This window comes from Photobacterium aquae, assembly GCF_001029445.1.
GTDB lineage: Bacteria > Pseudomonadota > Gammaproteobacteria > Enterobacterales > Vibrionaceae > Photobacterium > Photobacterium aquae.
In genome coordinates this window covers 1-17,680 of sequence record NZ_LDOT01000009.1, presented here as the reverse complement: position 1 = coordinate 17,680, position 17,680 = coordinate 1, and the positions used below count along the sequence as shown (strand labels likewise).

16 protein-coding genes are annotated in these 17,680 nt (G+C 51.1%); 4 read left to right on the top strand and 12 right to left on the bottom strand.

From position 1 onward, the window contains the following. Nucleotides 1–304: 304 nt before the first annotated feature. Both alr and epmB read right to left on the bottom strand, forming a co-directional pair. Nucleotides 305–1,522: an alanine racemase gene (alr, locus tag ABT56_RS08065; RefSeq protein ID WP_047878372.1), complete on the bottom strand. Its 1,218-nt coding sequence runs from the start codon at nucleotides 1,520–1,522 to the stop codon at nucleotides 305–307. A 240-nt stretch (nucleotides 1,523–1,762) separates the two neighbouring features. Then, entirely contained in the window at nucleotides 1,763–2,785 is a 1,023-nt protein-coding gene (gene epmB / locus ABT56_RS08060; protein ID WP_047878371.1) for an EF-P beta-lysylation protein EpmB, read from the bottom strand. Nucleotides 2,786–2,818: 33 nt separating this feature from the next. Between epmB and efp the strand changes: the two genes are divergently transcribed. Continuing rightward, nucleotides 2,819–3,385: an elongation factor P gene (gene efp / locus ABT56_RS08055; RefSeq protein ID WP_047878370.1), complete on the top strand. Its 567-nt coding sequence runs from the start codon at nucleotides 2,819–2,821 to the stop codon at nucleotides 3,383–3,385. A 173-nt stretch (nucleotides 3,386–3,558) separates the two neighbouring features. Then, nucleotides 3,559–4,947, top strand: a complete 1,389-nt coding sequence (locus tag ABT56_RS08050) for an SPFH domain-containing protein (RefSeq protein WP_047878369.1) — start codon at nucleotides 3,559–3,561, stop codon at nucleotides 4,945–4,947. Between the two features lie 67 nt (nucleotides 4,948–5,014). On the opposite strand, the gene frdD is transcribed toward ABT56_RS08050, so the two are convergent. The 4 genes from frdD to frdA are packed head-to-tail and all read right to left on the bottom strand — an operon-like array spanning nucleotide 5,015 to nucleotide 8,319. Then, on the bottom strand, nucleotides 5,015–5,377 hold the full coding sequence (gene frdD / locus ABT56_RS08045; RefSeq protein ID WP_047878368.1) for a fumarate reductase subunit FrdD: 363 nt from the start codon (nucleotides 5,375–5,377) through the stop codon (nucleotides 5,015–5,017). A gap of 10 nt (nucleotides 5,378–5,387) precedes the next feature. After that, the gene (gene frdC, locus ABT56_RS08040; RefSeq protein WP_047878367.1) at nucleotides 5,388–5,771 is read right to left on the bottom strand and encodes a fumarate reductase subunit FrdC; all 384 of its coding nucleotides are present in this window, start codon (nucleotides 5,769–5,771) and stop codon (nucleotides 5,388–5,390) included. Between the two features lie 2 nt (nucleotides 5,772–5,773). Next, nucleotides 5,774–6,514 (bottom strand): succinate dehydrogenase/fumarate reductase iron-sulfur subunit, encoded by a 741-nt coding sequence (locus ABT56_RS08035; RefSeq protein ID WP_047878366.1) that lies wholly within the window; start codon nucleotides 6,512–6,514, stop codon nucleotides 5,774–5,776. Continuing rightward, the gene (frdA, locus tag ABT56_RS08030; protein WP_047878365.1) at nucleotides 6,514–8,319 is read right to left on the bottom strand and encodes a fumarate reductase (quinol) flavoprotein subunit; all 1,806 of its coding nucleotides are present in this window, start codon (nucleotides 8,317–8,319) and stop codon (nucleotides 6,514–6,516) included. Before frdA ends, ABT56_RS08035 begins: the two co-directional genes overlap by 1 nt. A 535-nt stretch (nucleotides 8,320–8,854) precedes the next feature. Here frdA and epmA point away from each other — a divergent pair. Next, nucleotides 8,855–9,826, top strand: a complete 972-nt coding sequence (epmA, locus tag ABT56_RS08025) for an elongation factor P--(R)-beta-lysine ligase (RefSeq protein ID WP_047878364.1) — start codon at nucleotides 8,855–8,857, stop codon at nucleotides 9,824–9,826. A 302-nt stretch (nucleotides 9,827–10,128) separates the two neighbouring features. On the opposite strand, the gene ABT56_RS08015 is transcribed toward epmA, so the two are convergent. The 6 genes from ABT56_RS08015 to ABT56_RS24580 all read right to left on the bottom strand — a co-directional run bounded on the left by ABT56_RS08015 (nucleotide 10,129) and on the right by ABT56_RS24580 (nucleotide 16,959). Beyond that, nucleotides 10,129–10,845: a carbonic anhydrase gene (locus ABT56_RS08015; protein WP_047878362.1), complete on the bottom strand. Its 717-nt coding sequence runs from the start codon at nucleotides 10,843–10,845 to the stop codon at nucleotides 10,129–10,131. A 271-nt stretch (nucleotides 10,846–11,116) separates the two neighbouring features. After that, nucleotides 11,117–13,000, bottom strand: coding sequence for a methyl-accepting chemotaxis protein (locus tag ABT56_RS08010; protein WP_047878361.1), 1,884 nt, complete (start codon nucleotides 12,998–13,000; stop codon nucleotides 11,117–11,119). A gap of 231 nt (nucleotides 13,001–13,231) precedes the next feature. Continuing rightward, nucleotides 13,232–14,647: an SLC13 family permease gene (locus ABT56_RS08005; protein WP_047878360.1), complete on the bottom strand. Its 1,416-nt coding sequence runs from the start codon at nucleotides 14,645–14,647 to the stop codon at nucleotides 13,232–13,234. 135 nt (nucleotides 14,648–14,782) lie between these two features. Then, the gene (asd, locus tag ABT56_RS08000; RefSeq protein WP_047878359.1) at nucleotides 14,783–15,664 is read right to left on the bottom strand and encodes an archaetidylserine decarboxylase; all 882 of its coding nucleotides are present in this window, start codon (nucleotides 15,662–15,664) and stop codon (nucleotides 14,783–14,785) included. Nucleotides 15,665–15,800: 136 nt separating this feature from the next. Next, the gene (gene rsgA / locus ABT56_RS07995) at nucleotides 15,801–16,853 is read right to left on the bottom strand and encodes a small ribosomal subunit biogenesis GTPase RsgA (protein WP_047878358.1); all 1,053 of its coding nucleotides are present in this window, start codon (nucleotides 16,851–16,853) and stop codon (nucleotides 15,801–15,803) included. Beyond that, nucleotides 16,828–16,959: a hypothetical protein gene (locus ABT56_RS24580; protein WP_276203178.1), complete on the bottom strand. Its 132-nt coding sequence runs from the start codon at nucleotides 16,957–16,959 to the stop codon at nucleotides 16,828–16,830. The genes rsgA and ABT56_RS24580 overlap by 26 nt, the downstream gene beginning before the upstream one ends. Nucleotides 16,960–16,987: 28 nt before the next feature. Between ABT56_RS24580 and orn the strand changes: the two genes are divergently transcribed. Beyond that, the gene (gene orn, locus ABT56_RS07990) at nucleotides 16,988–17,533 is read left to right on the top strand and encodes an oligoribonuclease (protein WP_047878357.1); all 546 of its coding nucleotides are present in this window, start codon (nucleotides 16,988–16,990) and stop codon (nucleotides 17,531–17,533) included. The last annotated feature ends 147 nt before the right edge of the window (nucleotides 17,534–17,680 follow it).

Genomic DNA, 17,680 nt, shown 5'->3' with positions numbered 1-17,680 from the left:
TTCAGTGTTGGCTGAGTTATATGCCGGTCATTTACATCAAGAATGTGATATTACTCGCATTTATTTATGTAATTTAATGTAACAAGGTGTATCTATGACTTAAGTAACACTTATGGCTGGGGTTTTTAAGTTTGTGGGTTGTTTTTGACTCGTTATGTTTTTTTGGGGAAGCACGAAGAGAAGAGGATAGGGGGGAGCCGTTCCATGTTTTTGCAGTGGTCGCTTGGAAGGGCGAAAACGGCCAGTGCGAAACTGGCCGTGAATGCATTGGGTACGATGTTATCGCACAGGCTTTAACGGTAGGTTAAAGGTAAATGCGAGGGTTTGTCGCGCCCCATAGGGTGTAGATTTCTGGCAGGATACGGCCGCTGTTGGCTTCGGTTTCAGGGCTGGTGATTTGATCTTTACCCTGATGGCCGAATAGCACGACTTCGTCGTTCTCCTTGGCATTTTTGATGTCGGTAACATCAACCATGACGGTATTCATTGATGCGGCACCAACAACTTTGGCGCGTTGGCCGTTGATGAGCACTTCACCTTTGTTGCCTAGCGAGCGGGCAAAACCGTCTGAGTAGCCGATAGGCAAGTTGGCAAGGACAGAATCACGCTCAAGTTTGGCGGTGCTGCCGTAGCCCACAGTGCTGCCCGCAGGGAAATGGTGCAGCGAAGCGATGCGAGTTTTGAATTCCACGATACGCTTGAAATCGCTCGGTGCAGGCATGTCACCGTATAGCAGGCCGCCAGGGCGAACCATGTCTAGGTGGGCTTCTGGTACATTCAAGGTGGTGAATGAGTTGGCTGCGTGCAGAGTGATATCTTCGCGCTCGAGCGGTGAGTTATCGATCAGCCACTGGGTGTCCTTTTTGAACTGGGCGATCTTTGTTTTGATCTCATCGATATTCTCGTTCGGGAAGTGGGTCATCATCCCGGTAATCGTCAATGCCGGTGATTGGACAATCGCTAGACCTTCTTTCTTGCCATCTTCAGTGGTCAGATCAAGGCCGTTACGCCCCATGCCAGAGGTGTTCAGGGCTAGGTGCACCGGGATTTTTGCATCGTTGGCTTCGGCGATGGCAATGATTTGCTTCGCTTGGCCCTGAGTGCCGATTAGCTCTTCGATTTGGTATTGGATACCGTTTTCAATTTCGTTGCGGCTGGCAGAACGAACGCGCATTAGCTGGCCTTTAAAGCCACCTGCACGCACCAAACGGGCTTCTTCGTTGCTAGTAATGCCGATGCACGGGATATTGTTGGCGAGTACGGTTGGCATTAGGCCAGCGATACCATTGCCGTAGGCATCTGCTTTCATGATCGCACAGATCTTTGAGTCACCGCTTAGGCGATCTTGCAAAGTCTGGATATTTTCATTGAATGCCTGAGTATTGATCTCCAGCCAAGCATTGCTGGCGGCGATACGGGTTTCTGCGTCTGGTGCTTGGCGAGCATCGCTAAGTAGTGGTGCTGCATGGGCTTGCTGCATGCCCAGTAGTGCAAGGGCGATGAGGCTTAGACGTGTTTTCATTTGCTGTCCTTGAGCTTGTGATCCGGCATGTGATTATGCGGTAGCAGGGTTTTCAGTGGTTGCTGAGGGCATGTGCCGGATAGTCATGATATGGGACGTGATATTAATCCCATTTAATTGAACCCATTAACATAAGGCGACAGTATTTATGCGCCCCTTAACAGTGAAATGTGTTTTTAGTTGGTTTTTTGGGGCGATATTGACCCGCCGCAACCGGGAGAGTGATTGCGGCGTCGATAATTATTCTAGGTGCAGGTCGAGCGGGGTTTTGCTGGTGCGCCCGCCAATTTCACGGGTGAGTTGGGGGACAAGGTAGCCAGAGACGTTTTCCATTAGCCCTGCCATCAGCTGGCGGGCTCGTGTGTCGTCGACCATAAAATGGGCAGCGCCCTGAACCTTATCGAGAACGTGAAGGTAGTAAGGCAGGATCCCTGCATCGAACAGTGCTTCGCTCAGATTGGTGAGGGCCTCGACGGAGTCATTGACCCCCTTGAGCAGAACGCCTTGGTTTAGCAGGGTCACACCGGCTTGTTTGAGAGGTTGCAGTGCTGTGGTCAGCTCGTCATTGATTTCGTTGGCATGGTTGATATGGGTGACCAAGACAGTTTGCAGCCGGCTATGGGCTAGCAATTGGCACAGTGCCGGGGTAATTCGGGCTGGCAGCACAACCGGTAGGCGCGAGTGGATTCGTACCCGTTTAACATGTGCAATCGCGGCTATGCCGTCGAGCAGCCATTCCAATTCGTGATCTTTGGCCATGAGGGGATCGCCGCCGGAAAGGATCACTTCGTTGATCGCCGGTTGGGCTGCAATGTAATCAAGGGCAGCCTGCCAGCTTCGTTTGCTGCCAGGGTTATCTTTGTAAGGGAAGTGGCGGCGAAAACAGTAACGGCAGTTGACGGCGCAGCCACCTTTGACGATCAACAGTGCCCGGTTCTTGTATTTATGCAGCAGGCCGGGAATCGCATTATCCTGCTCTTCGAGTGGGTCGAGCGAGTAGCCCTCGTGCACCTCGAACTCTTCAGCTAAAGGCAATACTTGTCGCAGGAGTGGATCGTAGGGGTTGCCAACCTCCATTCTTTCAACAAAGCTCTTAGGGACACGTAGCGCAAATAATTTCCGGGCGGCCAAGCCTGTTTCCCACGGGGTAGGATCGATTTTTAGCCGATTTAGTAGCTCTAGGGGATCTGAAATCGCATTAGCAAGATCATTAAGCCAGTTTTGCTCAACAGTTGATGCGTTTCGGGTTATTATGTGCGGCATTAAATACAACTCGAAGATGTTAAGAGGATAGAAATGGCGTCTTTCAGCACCAATGAATTCCGCGGCGGAATGAAAATTATGCTAGATAATGAACCATGTGTCATTATCGAAAACGAATTTGTGAAGCCAGGTAAAGGCCAGGCGTTCAACCGCGTCAGGATCCGTAAACTGCTATCAGGCAAGGTTTTGGAGAAGACATTCAAGTCTGGTGAAACCGTTGAAGCTGCTGACGTTATTGATACTGATCTTGACTACCTATACAGCGACGGTGAATTCTACCACTTCATGAACAACGAAACGTTCGAGCAGATCGCGGCAGACGTTAAAGCTGTTGGTGAGAACGCTAAGTGGTTGGTAGAGAACAATACTTGTACTCTTACTCTGTGGAACGGCAACCCTATCGCCGTGACACCACCAAACTTCGTTGAACTGGAAGTTACCGAGACAGATCCTGGCCTGAAGGGTGATACTCAGGGTACTGGCGGCAAGCCAGCAACACTGTCTACCGGTGCGGTAGTACGTGTACCTCTATTCATCGCTATCGGCGAAGTGATCAAAGTTGACACTCGCTCTGGTGAGTACGTAAGCCGCGTGAAGTAATTCGCAGCTGCTTGAATGAAAAAGGTCGCCTTGGCGGCCTTTTTTGTTGCCGGTATATTTGTTGTCGTTAAGTGATCTGCGCTGTAAATTTTTGAAGGCAGGTTACGAGTTACTACTGGTTGCATATCAATATCCTTATCCTATCCCTTTTGGTTGGCAAAAGGTGATAGAGAATGGATATCAAATCCGAAGTGCACACAGGATTACGTCGTCGGGTATCGGCGCCATTGGCTGGCGGTTTGCTTGGCTTGGCGCTAGTTGCCGGCTTAGCGGGCAACTCAGTGTTGATGACCGATGCGGGGTATACCTATGTTCATCAGAACAATCTGACGGGTGAGTTGGACGTATTCAATCAGCCCGGTATTCATTTTCGGATGCCTTTTCTGTCGAAAATCACCCAGTATGATCAGGTCATCACGGTCTCTTACGGTAATACTACCGGTGAGGATTTCTACCAACGCTTGCCTGCTATTCAGGTGCGCTTTGCCGATACCTATATCGGCGAAATTCCGGTGACTTTCCGCTTCAAGTTGTCGCAGGACCCAGAGTCGATCATCAAGATGCATCAGGAGTTCCGCAACAACAATAACCTGATTGACGCACTATTGGTGAAAAATGCCCGTAACGTCACGGTGATTACGGCAACCCAGTATACCGGTGAGGAGTTCTTCCAGGGTGGGTTGAATCAGTTCAAATCCAAACTCGGTGATCAGCTCCGTGATGGGATCTACATGACTGAACGCCGTCAGGTTGAGGTTGAGCAGATTGACCTGGCTCCGGTTGGGGTGAACCAGTCCAACTCGAATCAGCTCCAGCGTACCCAGCAGCTTATCTGGAAGACCGTTCCTGTATTGGATAAGCAGGGCAAGCCTATTCGTCAGGACAATCCATTGAGCCAGTACGGTATTGCGGTGACGCAGGTGACCATTGGTGATCCTAAGCCGGAAGAGCAGCTTGATAAATTGCTGACGGATAAGAAGCGGCTGGTCGCTGACCGGATCCGGGCGATCCAGGAACAGGAAACCTCCAAGGCACAGGCGGAAACCGAGCAGTTGCGAAAGGAGATCCAGCGGACCCGGGAGGTACAGGATGCCCAGCGCAAGAAGGAGCTGGCGATTATCGCTCAGCAGGAAGAAGTTGAGGTTGCCCGCCAGATCGCCGAGCGTGAGATTGTCGAGGTAGAGAAGAAGAAACGGCTAGCCGAAGTCGACAAGGAAAAGGAACTGGCTATTGCCGAGGCTAATTTGGCGATTCAGAAAGCCAATGCCTTGTCTGCCGAATACGAAGCCAAGGCGATACTTGCTAAGGGACGGGCAGAAGCCGAAATTCTCAAGGCCAAGTATGATGCCTACGGTGCTAACCGGGATGTTTATCTGGCGGAGCTCAATCGCGATGTCTCCACGGCGCTATACAGCAACCTGAAAAACTACCAAATCGAGATGCCGAAGAACTATTTTGGTGGTGGCGAGGGCGGCAAGCTGACCACCAATCTTGATGTGATCACCGGGTTCGGTGCGCTGGGGATTGTTGAGAAGAGCGAGAAGCTGGCTGCGGGGGAATAGCTGTCCGTATAGTCTGGGCATAAAAAAAGCACCGCATAGGCGGTGCTTTTTTGTCTTCGGCTTATGGTTAGATCATAAACACGAAGATAACGGCAAGTGCAGAGACCAAGAAGGCCGTTGCGTAGCAAGCCACTTTGCCTGCTGTGCCAGTGTGGAATTTCAGGTCGTGCATACCGTGGTGTAGACGGTGCATCGCGTGCCACATTGGCAGAGCAAGTGTCGCGATGGTGAACAGCGCACCAATGATGCTGGTTACAAAGCCAGACACACGTTCGTAGCTCATCGCGTCGGCATCAAGCATGCCTAGCGGTACCATGATGCCCAGTACAAGAACGGTTACAGGGGTAAGCATTGCAAACCAAGTACCGCCTGCACCAAACAGACCCCACCATACTGGTTCGTCAGAACGTTTCGGGTTACGGTTAATCACAGTGCACTCCTTAAACTAGTACTAGTACGAACAGTGAGATAGCGGCAACAGCAGCCCACTGAGCAAGCACAATTACTTTCTTGTCCACAGCCTTGCCTTTCAGTTTGATCGGCATTACCTGTGGCATCATGCTGAAGAATGTCTGGGCGTGGAACAGGCTACCTGCCAGTGCCAGAATGTTCAGGATGATGACGACTGGGTTGGCCATGAAATCTAGCCAGCCCTGCCATGCTTCAGGACCTTTTACCAGGCTGCCAAGACCGAAAGTCAGACAGATGGTGAAGAAGATCAGTGGTAGTACAGTTGCTTCGCGCACCATGTAGAAGCGGTAGAAAGGATGATCCTTCCACCAGGTACGTGTCATTTCGCGAACGTAAGGTTTACGGTTGCTCATCCTTATGCCTCCTGAGGTTTCATCATGGCAATAACGAAATCTTTAGAAGATTCCACTTTGCCTTGGTTAACCGCTGCTGCTGGATCAACGCTCTTCGGACAAACTTCAGAACAGTAACCCACAAATGTACAGCCCCATGCACCGTTTTCGCCGTTGATCAGCTTCATACGCTCGGCAGAACCGTTGTCACGGCTGTCTAGGTTGTAACGGTGAGCCAGTGTCAGCGCAGCTGGGCCGATGAACTCTGGGTTCAGGCCGAACTGAGGACAGGCCGCGTAGCACAGACCACAGTTGATACAGCCGGCAAACTGCTTGTATTTCGCCATTTGTGCAGGAGTCTGGTTGTTAGGACCGTCTTCCGGCGTGCGGTTGTTACCGATGATGTAAGGCTTGATAGCTTCAAGGCGCTCGATGAACGGCGTCATGTCAACAATCAGGTCTTTCTCGATGGCAAAGTTAGACAGCGCTTCGATCTTCAGGCCATTCGGGTAATCACGTAGGAAGGTCTTACAAGCCAGTTTTGGCACCTTGTTGACCATCATGCCGCAAGAACCACAGATCGCCATACGGCAAGACCAGCGGTATGCTAGATCTTTGTCTAGGTTGTCTTTGATGTAGCCCAGTGCATCAAGCACAGACATGGTTTCGTTAAACGGTACTTCGAACATTTCGAAGTACGGTTCTGCGTCCTTGGCCGGGTCATAACGCAGAATTTCTACTTTCTGGATGCGATTGTCTGACATTATGCCTGCTCCTCTTTCTTCTCAGCGGCTTCTTTTGCGGCGGCTTCTTCAGCGGCAGCACCGTATAGACGGGCTTTTGGCTGAGACTTGGTGATGGTCACGTCGCTGTATTCGATGCGAGGTGCTTCGTCACCGTTGTAGAACGCTAGCGTGTGCTTCAGGAAGTTCACGTCATCGCGCTCGGTGCAGCCTTCGTCTAGACGCTGGTGGGCACCACGTGATTCACGGCGCTGGATAGCGGAGTGAGCCATGGCTTCTGCAACTTCTAGGCCGTAGCCAACTTCGATAGCGTAAAGCAGGTCAGTGTTGAACACTTTGCCTTTGTCTTTGATGCTGATTTTCTTGTAGCGCTTGCGCAGCTCAGCCAGTTTCTCGATGGTTGCTTCCATCAGATCTTGCTGGCGGTAGATACCACAGCCGGCTTCCATGGAGTGACCCATTTCAGTACGGATATCAGCCCAGTTCTCGTCGCCTTCTTGTGCCAGTAGGGCATCAATGCGAGCTTGAACGTCGTTGATCTGAGCAGCAACGGCTTCGTCGTTCCAGCCCTTGAACTCTTCAGCGCGCTTGGCAGCACCTTCGCCCGCTAGGCGGCCGAATACCACAAGCTCTGCCAGAGAGTTAGAACCCAGACGGTTAGCGCCGTGCAGGCCAACAGACGAACATTCACCAACAGCGAACAGACCCTTGATACGGGTTTCGTTGTGGTTGTCTGTCTCGATACCACCCATGGTGTAGTGTACGGTTGGGCGAATTGGAATCGGCTCTTTGGCTGGATCTACGTTTACGTAGGCTTTTGCCAGTTCACAGATGAACGGTAGGCGCTCGTGCAGGTACTCTTCGCCCAAGTGGCGAAGGTCTAGGTGCACCACGTCACCCAGTGGGTGCTTGATAGTGTTGCCTTTTTGCAGCTCGTGCCAGAATGCCTGGGAAACTTTGTCGCGAGGACCCAGTTCCATGTATTTGTTCTTTGGCTGGCCAACAGGTGTTTCTGGGCCCATGCCGTAGTCTTGCAGGTAACGGTAGCCGTTCTTGTTGACGATGATACCGCCTTCACCACGACAGCCTTCGGTCATCAGGATACCTGTGCCAGGTAGGCCTGTTGGGTGGTACTGAACGAATTCCATGTCACGTAGAGGTACGCCGTGGCGGAAGGCCATAGCCATGCCGTCGCCGGTCACGATACCGCCGTTGGTGTTACAGTTGTAAACGCGGCCTGCACCGCCTGTCGCTAGAACCACTGACTTGGCTTTGATGCAAACAAGCTCGCCTTCAGACATGTGGATAGCAATCAGACCTTGTACTTCGCCTTCGTTAACGATTAGGTCAACCACGAAGTATTCGTCAAAACGGTTGATTTGCTCGTATTTGATCGAAGTCTGGAACAGGGTGTGTAGCATGTGGAAGCCGGTTTTGTCCGCGGCAAACCAAGTACGCTCAACTTTCATACCGCCGAAACGACGTACGTTCACTTCACCGTTTTCCTTACGGCTCCATGGACAGCCCCACTGTTCTAGTTGGGTCATTTCGCGGGTAGCGTTTTCTACAAAGTACTCAACAACGTCCTGTTCACATAGCCAGTCACCACCGCCAACAGTATCGTTGAAGTGGTTATCCAAGCTATCTTCATCCTTGATGACAGCGGCGGAGCCACCCTCTGCTGCTACTGTGTGAGAGCGCATTGGGTAAACCTTAGAAATCAGTGCAATTTCCAATTCTGGGTTTGCTTCTGCCGCAGCAATGGCAGCGCGTAGGCCTGCACCACCTGCGCCGACAACAGCGATATCTGTGGTAATAGTCTTCACAGCTATCCTCCGAAGATAAGACGATAAAATTTAAAAAGTACGCCGTAGCGTACTTAACCTTGAAATCCTGACGACATTCTATGAAACAACATCGGGAGAAAATTTGATTTAGACGCAGCTTTTTAAACGAAATAGCCCAAAAGTATAAGGTGATTACAAAAAATGTGAGAGTTGTCACAAGTTGTAATGTTTTTTGATTGTTAATTGAGCGAAATGAAATGTAATTTTTGTTTCTGGCTCATTAAATATGTGTTTCGCAATTTCTCGTTAAGTCACTAATAAAAAAGCCAATATTTGCATATTGGATATGTTGGCCGTTTTTTTATGTTGTTTCTTTGCTTTTGATGTGACCGTGGTGTTGCGTATAGGTTGGTTTTGCGTGGTGATGGATGAGGCAGGGTGTGTACTATCTGATCATAAAATTTTCACACTCTTTCATATTTATCTCAAAAAGGAAACCGCCGGTGGCGGTGGGTGAGAACGGGGAGTTTTGATACACTGCGGCCACTCTATTGCCACAAGATGAAGACAGGTTATGACAGTGCATTGGCAACCAACGGCAGACCTTGCCCAGCTTCAACAACGTGCCGCGTTATTGGCGGCGATCCGGGGATTTTTTGCCCAGCAAGGAGTGCTGGAAGTGGATACACCCGCGATGAGTCAGGCAACGGTAACAGATATTCATCTGCATACCTTTCAGACTCAGTTTGTCGGTCCGGGTTATGCTGATGGTCAGACGCTATATTTGATGACCAGCCCGGAATTTCATATGAAGCGTTTGCTGGCTGCGGGAAGCGGTCCGATCTATCAGATTTGCAAATCGTTCCGTAATGAGGAGTCAGGGCGATACCATAACCCTGAATTCACGATGCTGGAGTGGTACCGCCCGGGGTTCGATCACCATGCTCTTATGGATGAAATGGAAGCATTGCTGCGCCTGATCTTGAAGTGCGGTCCGGCCGAGCGTATGACTTACCAGCAGGCGTTTCTTCGCGTGCTAGGCGTCTGTCCGTTGGAAGGCAGCATGGATGAATTGAAAGTGGCTGCAGGCAAGCTAGGATTGTCTGACATTGCAGATCCCGAGCAGGATCGTGACACCTTGCTGCAATTGCTGTTCAGCATAGGGATTGAGCCAGAAATCGGCCAGCAAACACCGGTTTTTGTTTATGATTTTCCTGCCTCTCAGGCCGCTTTGGCCCAGATCAATCCGCAGGATCCGAGGGTTGCTGAACGGTTTGAGGTCTATTTCAAGGGTATTGAGTTGGCCAATGGTTTCCATGAGCTGTCTGATGGCGATGAGCAGTTAGCCCGTTTCGAGGAGGATAACCGTAAACGCCTTGAGATGGGGCTGACACCTCAGCCGATTGACATGCATCTGGTCGAGGCATTGCGTGCTGGGTTCCCTGATTGTGCGGGGGTCGCTCTGGGTATTGATCGTTTGATCATGCTGGCTCTTGGTTTGGATCATATTGATCAAGTTACCGCATTTCCGATCGGAATAGCTTGATTGTTGAGCGGATAGGATCCGTTGGCAGGTATAACCCAATGAACCGCGCGGCCTTTACGGCCGCGCTTTGCTATTCACTGTATGGTCACAGAGATAAGCGGGTTCATACTGCTGGTGCGCTCTGCAAAGAGCTGCGGGCGGCCATGGTTCTGGGGGAACAGCCAGATATATCCATTATTGACGCTAAGAGGCAGGGTAGGATTCCAAGGCTTCTTATCGCAATGCACGAATCATAACCAGTTAACCGCTCAAATGCAAATGGTTATCACTTGCTTTTGTTGTCATAATAGAGCGCTGCTGTATTACTCGAGGATTACCCGGGCATTGATCGGTTGGACGGGACGGGCGTTTTCTCCCATCGTGCGGCTCAGTGCGGATTCTTGAGCACTGCCTGCGGCAACGGGCTCTTTTAGAACGAACCAGCGAACCCCTTCACTGCATGGCGGGGTGGTTAGCGAGCCGTTGAAACGGTAGTAGTCTCGTTCGCGAGGCAGAAGATCGGCCGGGCTCAGATCGGAACTGAGCGTAATACTCTCACCAGTGGCTGGTAGTGATGCCGTAAGAGCGGAGAGTGTTTCATTGCCCCGGGTACCGGTATTAAACATCACGGCGACCACCGCGAGCTGGCCGGCCTCATTGGCATGGACGAAGTGCACCTCAATCGGGAATTGCTTGTTGTTGATGGTGTTTTCTGACGGGGTGTGAAAATGAAATTGTTTCAGCGTGAAAGCTTGTCCATCAATAAGTAGCTCGTTTTTTCCGCTAATGTTTGCCTGAACCGTATGGCCATTGTTGGTGATACTGGTGATCTTACCTTGATAGTCAAGATGTAGCGGGGCCAGCTCGGCTTCAATGGTATTCGCGATATTAATCGGGGTCTGGTTGAGCCCCTCACCACAGGTGGCAAAGTGCTCTCCCCAGTGTTCGACACCATTTTCCCCTTGGTAGCTCCACTCCGCGGCCTGTGCGCTGGTGGTAGCAAGGGCGCACAATATGGCCCCGATCAGTTGCTTCTTCATTTCTCATCCTCTTCGTTTTTATTGTTTCCTGCCTAGATGGCGTTTTGATTCTTTGTATCAGAGTGGCGTAAATCTGGGTGCCCGCCTAGATCTAGTGTAAGAGCCGCGGTGAAAAATGCGTGCTGGGGAAATTACAATTGCTATCTACATCAGGATCTTGGGAGAAATATAGCCGTGATGTGCAAACTAAGTTTGAGCTGATGTGGGGTGAATGGCTGTCCCAGCGGCGGAAAGGCCGCTGGGAGAAGGGAGGAGAGTAATAAGGACGGGGTTAAACCTTGAAGCGTGAGACCTCGGTGTTCATAGAGGTCGCCGCACGACGCATAGCCAGCGCGCTTTGGGTGACTTCGCCTGTCTGGAGAGCGAGGTGGTCTGAGACATCCTTGATGGCCTGGGTATTGCGGCTGATATCTTCGCTGACAGCACGTTGCTCTTCTGCGGCACTGGCAATCTGAACTGCCATATCCGAAATTTCAGTAATCGCCTGAGTGATTTGGTTGAGGCTGGTGCTGGCATCCTCGGCATAACCGACGCTTTGCCCGGCGAGATCGGTACTGGCCTGCATGCTGTCGACGGCCTGGCGGGTATTTTGCTGCAGGGTTTCGATCATGGTTCGGATCTCTTCGGTGGAGTCATGGGTACGTTTGCTAAGAACGCGTACCTCATCGGCCACCACGGCAAACCCCCGTCCCTGCTCACCGGCTCGCGCTGCCTCGATGGCGGCGTTGAGTGCCAGCAAGTTAGTTTGTTCGGCAATGCCTTGAATCGTAGAAAGGATCTGGTTGATGTCCTGCGCATTGCTCTCCAGTTTGTGGATCACATTGGCGGCATCCTGCACTTGGTTGGCTAGCTGAGTGATGGCCTCACGGTTCTGGCCGATCACTTGCTGGCCTTCTTCGCACGAGGAGGTTGATGCCTGCGCCGCTGATGCGGTCATTTCCGCATGGCTGGCAACCTCGCTTGAGGTGGCTGACATTTCGTGGATCGCGGTCGCGATCTGATTGATGTCATTTTGCTGGTCGGCAACCTTTTGGCTAGCTTGCTCGGTGTGAATGGCGGATTGTTCGGCCTGAACGCCGAGCTCGGTCGATTGGCTGACGATTCCCTGGATCATGCTCTGGAGCTGGCCGAGGAAGCGGTTCATGTGATCGGCCAGTTCGCCGATTTCGTCCATTCGCTCGATGTCGATACGGCGGGTGAGATCGCCGCTGCCTTGGGCCAACTGCTCGACAGACTGGCTAAGGTTGCTGAGTGGGCGCAGCAGGCTGTTGATGATCATCGCGGCAATGGCGGCAATGATGACGTATAGACCGATCGATGCCAGTAAGATGAAAGTGATTTGCTCGCTGATAGATGAAAATGCCATGGTCTCATCTTCTACGACAGCAAGCGTCCAGTCGGTCCCCGAAACCGGCGTGGCAAACACCAACTTATCGCGCTGTTCGCTATCCCAATGGATTGTGCTGATTGTTTTCTGTTCGGCGAGTTGCTGGAGCAAGGCAGGGGTGAGATCTTGGTCAAGCTCTGTGAGGTTTTTCTGGCTTAGTGATTCGTCTTTGTAAGCAACAATTTTGTTGTTGCCGTCGATCAGCAAGGCGAACCCGTCATTGTCGAGCTTTGTATTTAGTACTTGGTTGATAATGGCATTGATGGTGAGATCGGCAGCCAAAACGCCTTGGTTCTGGCCCTGAAAAGATTTGGCAAAGCTGACGACCATGCTGCCGTCGAAATCGAGGTAGGGCTCGGTGAGCACTAGCGAACCTTCGCGCATGGCGTTTTGGTACCACAGTCGCGAGCGAGGGTCGTAATCGGCCGGCCAGCTTTCGTTTTTGTCGCCGTAGGCAATGCTGCCATCGCTGAAGCCAGCATATACCGATAGGAAATTACCAGCGCGTTTGGTGAGTAGCAGTTCGCGATCAATGTTGCGGTTGTTCGCGATGAGGCTTTCGTTTGCCAACATCATCTCGCTACGCAATGACAGCCAGTCGCTGATTGATTTGCTGGTGGCATGCCCCACATTTTGCATCTGGCTGCTAACTGCTTTGGTGGTTTCTTGGTTTAGCTGTTTTATGGATATCCATGCCTGGACGGAACTGACCGTGGCAATGATGACTCCGATGGCAATCTGTATCTTTAGTTTGATCGTTAATTTCATAAGGACTCTCTGAAATGCCGTAATGTAATAATGTATTGTTGGAGGCATGGCTGCGGATATCTGAATGGATAGGACAGCATTGCCGGCATCTATAGATTTATATCGGCCAGCCAGTAATATTCATGAGGCTTCATAAGTGGGGAAAATGTGATCCCTGTGGCAAAAAATATGCCCTGTAGTCATGACTCTTGATGACAGGAAAGCCGCCAAGCGGCCTTCCCGTGTAGGTACTTAGGTGAAGAGCATTGCGCCGAGGTAGACCATCCCAAGGCCGACAATACCGACGATAAGCCCGGTTTTGGCCATGTCCTTGCTTTCGATCAGGCCTGTTGAATAGGCCAGCGAATTGGGTGGTGTGGAGACTGGCAGTATCATGCCGAGTGATGCTGAGAAGGCGACGACAACAAGCACCCCTTGCAGCCCGCCCATAGAGGCCAGGCTCTCCATCGAGGCGGCGACCGCTGCGGCGATGGGCATCAACAGGTTGGCCGTGGCGGTGTTTGACATGAAGTTGGCCATTAGCCAGCAAATCAGCGACAGGGTTAGTACGACGGCAACCGGGGACAAGCTATCGTAATCCACGGCATGAGCAAGAGCTTCAGCAAGTCCGGTTTTATCTAGCCCCAAGCCGATGGCAATACCGCCTGCAACCAGCCATAGTACGTCCCAATTAATCAGCTTGAGTTCTTCTTTACCCATGATTCCGGTCAAGGTGAAAACGGCCAATGGGATGATGGAGACGACGTAGCTGTTCATACCGTGGATGGAGGTGGTCATCCAGAGCAGGATCGTTAATCCGAAGGTGATGTAGACCACGATGGCTTGCCAACTGGTTTGGAATTGACCATTGAGCTTGAGCGCCATGTGGCTGTGGGAAGAGGGGAAGAGCTTTTGTAGTAGCCACCAGGCAAAAGCGAGCTGGATGATGACAAAAGGTAGGCCGATGGCCATCCAGCCAAGAAAGCTAATGGCGTTGTCGCCGGTCAGGTACTGCAAGGCAATGGCATTGGGCGGGGTACCGATTGGTGTGGCAATCCCGCCGGTATTGGCCGCGATAGGAATACACAACACCAACGCCTTGATGCCGATGTCCCCTTTGGGAACAGAGGCCACGATAGGGGCGAGTAGGGCCAGCATCATGACGGTGGTTGCGGTGTTTGACATGAACATTGAGAAGACGGCGGTGATTAGCATCAGGCCGAGCATGATGTATTTGGGCTGGGTGCCAAAAGGCTTGAGCAACACGCGAGCAAGGTTGTTGTCGAGTTCATATTTTGATGCAGCGATAGCCAGGGCAAAGCCCCCCATGAACAGAATAATGATGGGGGATGAGAAGGCACTGAATATATCGGTATAACTCAGTACAACCCCCATATCATGCCCTGGTGGCGCTTCTCTGAATAAATGGAGCCCTTTATCGGAGATCATGATCAGTTCAAGGGCGATAATCAGGATAGATGTTGCAAAGACGGGTACAGGCTCTAGCACCCAGAGCAGGGCGGCGAGGGCAAAGATGGCAAGTAGTCGGTGTTGAGTCAGGGTCAGATCGTCAATGGGTATGGCATCAATTGGCAGCATCAGGATTCCGAGCGGGACCCCGAATGCTACCCCAATTTTAAGTAGCTGGGATAAATGGTTTTTTTTCATAGTATGTTGGTTTGCTTTAATTATTGGACTGGTCCCAGCATACTATTGGGGTGGCTAAAATTTCCTCGATATGGTCAATTTTTTATATAAAAAAAGGCCCAATAAAGGACCCTTTTATTCAAAAATGTTAACTGGTTATCCTTCCTGAACGGTACCAGTTAGACACTGGGCGTAGGCACTGCCCATTCGGGTTGGAACGCCAGTTGCCAGTTCCTCGGCAAATTCAATTGCACCTTGTGGGAACAGGTTGATCACGGTGGAACCCAGTTTGAAGCGACCCATTTCCTCGCCTTTTTTCAGGGTGACGGCCTGTTCGCCGTCTGCTGGATAGTTCCAGACGTGAAGGCGTGGGCTGCGTGGCGGGGTAATTGTACCTGCCCAGACGGTTTCGATACTACCGACGATAGTTGCGCCTACCAGAACCTGTGCCATCGGGCCAAATGAGGTGTCGAAAATACAGACTAGGCGCTCGTTACGGGCAAACAGGTTAGGTACGTTTTCTGCTGTCATCGGGTTTACTGAGAACAGTTCGCCCGGCACGTAAATCATCTGACGAAGGGTGCCGTCACATGGCATGTGGACGCGGTGGTAGTCTTTTGGTGACAGGTACAAGGTGGCAAAGTGGCCATCTTTGAACTGCTCTGCTAGCTCATTGTCTCCGCCTAGCAATGCTTGCGCATCGTATGTGTGACCTTTAGCTTGGATCAGTTGACCATCATTGATAGGGCCTAGTTGGCTGACACATGCGTCGGCTGGGTGGCAAAGCATATCAGGCTGGATATCAATCGGGCGTGCACCCTCTTTGAGTTCCCGGACAAAGAAATCGTTGAAGGTGGCGTAAGCCGCTGGATCAGGGTTACGTGCTTCGGTCATGTCAATGCCGTACTGGCGGATAAACCAGCGGATCACTGCCGTCGTCAGTTTGCCTGCCTTGAGTGAGGCCAGTTTGCCGGCAAGCTGGGTCAGAGTTTGTTTTGGCGCGCAGTACTGCAGGCCGATTTTGAAATTATCGTGCACGGGATCTTCCAGAAACAGTCAGTCTTTCAACAAGATAGTTACTTAAATGTAACGTTAACCTATTATAATACCTAACTTGCAGATGAAAGTCAGTTACTTGCTGCAGCTCTCCCCCGTGAGGGGGAGAGCTGGTGGATCAATCGGGTTTGTTTCGTGAGAACTGGCGGTTGGCAATATTTTCCGACATGCTTTCAATGATGCGATGGTAGCTGTCAAAGCGTTCCTTGCTGATTTTGCCTTCTTCAACGGCTTCGCGGATCAGGCAGCCTGGATCGTCACCATGTTTGCAGTCTCGGAACTTGCAGCCACCGAGGAAATCGCGGAATTCAACGAATGCCTTGGTGACCTGCTCGGCATCAAGGTGCCATAGACCGAATTCTCGTACCCCTGGCGAGTCAATCAGATCGCCACCCTCAGGGAAGTGGTAGAGGCGTGCCGCCGTCGTGGTGTGCTGGCCCAAGCCGGAGGTTTCAGATACATCGCCGATTTCAGCTTCGACTTCTGGCATCAGAGCATTCACCAGACTGGATTTGCCTACGCCCGATTGGCCAGCAAAGATACTGATGCGATCTTTTAGATCTTCCTTGAGTTGATCCAAGCCTTCACCGGTCTCTCGGCTTACCATACGAACCTGATAACCGATTGAGCGATAGAGTTCCAGCGTGCCATCGATCAATGCTCGGCTTTCTTGATCGAGAAGATCGACTTTGTTGAGGACGATCAATGGTTCGATCCCGACGGTTTCCGCTGCGACTAGATAACGGTCAATAATATTCAGCGACAGTTCCGGCAAAATCGCAGAAACAATGATGATCTGGTTGACGTTGGCTGCGACGGCTTTGACACCATCGTAGTAGTCCGGTCTGGTCAGCATGGATTCACGCTCGTGCACGGCTTCAACGACACCTGCAATTCCTTGAAGGGTTTCCACCCCAGGACGCCAGACGACACGGTCGCCGGAGACAAGGCTTTTGATACTGCGGCGCAGGTTGCAGCGGTGAATGATCCCCGTTTCAGGATCTTCGACGTCGGCGTGTTGGCCGAATCGGGTGATCACCAAGCCCTCGCGAGCAGATTCGAGTAGAGACTCATCCCATTGGATTTCATCTTTTTCGCGTGTTAAGCGCTTGTTTTGGTTTGAGCGCACTCGGCGGCTCTGACCTTTAGTTAGCTTTTTCTTTTTTGCCACAAGAATTTCGTTCAGTTAAGTTGGCTGTCGGTACAATACCTGGAGTCCCCTCGCCGAACGACAGCGGAACTGTCTCGGCAATGGCGCGAATGGTATTATCATACATGGTTTACTCATAGAATAGGCAATATCCGATGATGATCAGCGATCAGAACCTGATTTGGATCGACTTAGAAATGACCGGTCTGGATCCTGAAACCCATAAAATCATTGAAATAGCGACGATAGTGACAGATCCTCAGCTTAATATTTTGGCTGAAGGGCCGGTTCTTGCAATCCATCAGTCGGATGAAGAGCTGGCAAAGATGGATGAGTGGTGTACGACAACGCATACAGGTAGTGGCTTAGTTGCGCGAGTGAAGGCAAGCGAGATCGACGAAGCCGAGGCTGTTCGTCAGACGATTGCATTTTTAGAGCAATGGGTACCTAAAGGAGCCTCGCCGATTTGTGGTAATAGTATTGGACAGGATCGTCGTTTTCTTTATAAGCACATGCCGGATCTTGAACAATATTTTCATTACCGATATCTTGATGTCAGCACATTAAAAGAACTGACTCGACGTTGGCAGCCTGAAGTATTGGACGGGTTTAAGAAAACAGGAAGCCACCTGGCATTGGATGATATTCGCGAATCGATTGCCGAACTGCGGTTCTATCGTGAGCAAATTTTCAATATTTGACGGCTAATTAGGCATTCGATCGGGAAAGATCAAATTTTTCCCAAGATCTATTGCATCCATCTAATTTCCTCGTATAATGCGCAGCCTCGAAAGGCAATTCTTAATTGTTTATTTGCCTTTCACTTATGGACGCGGGGTGGAGCAGCT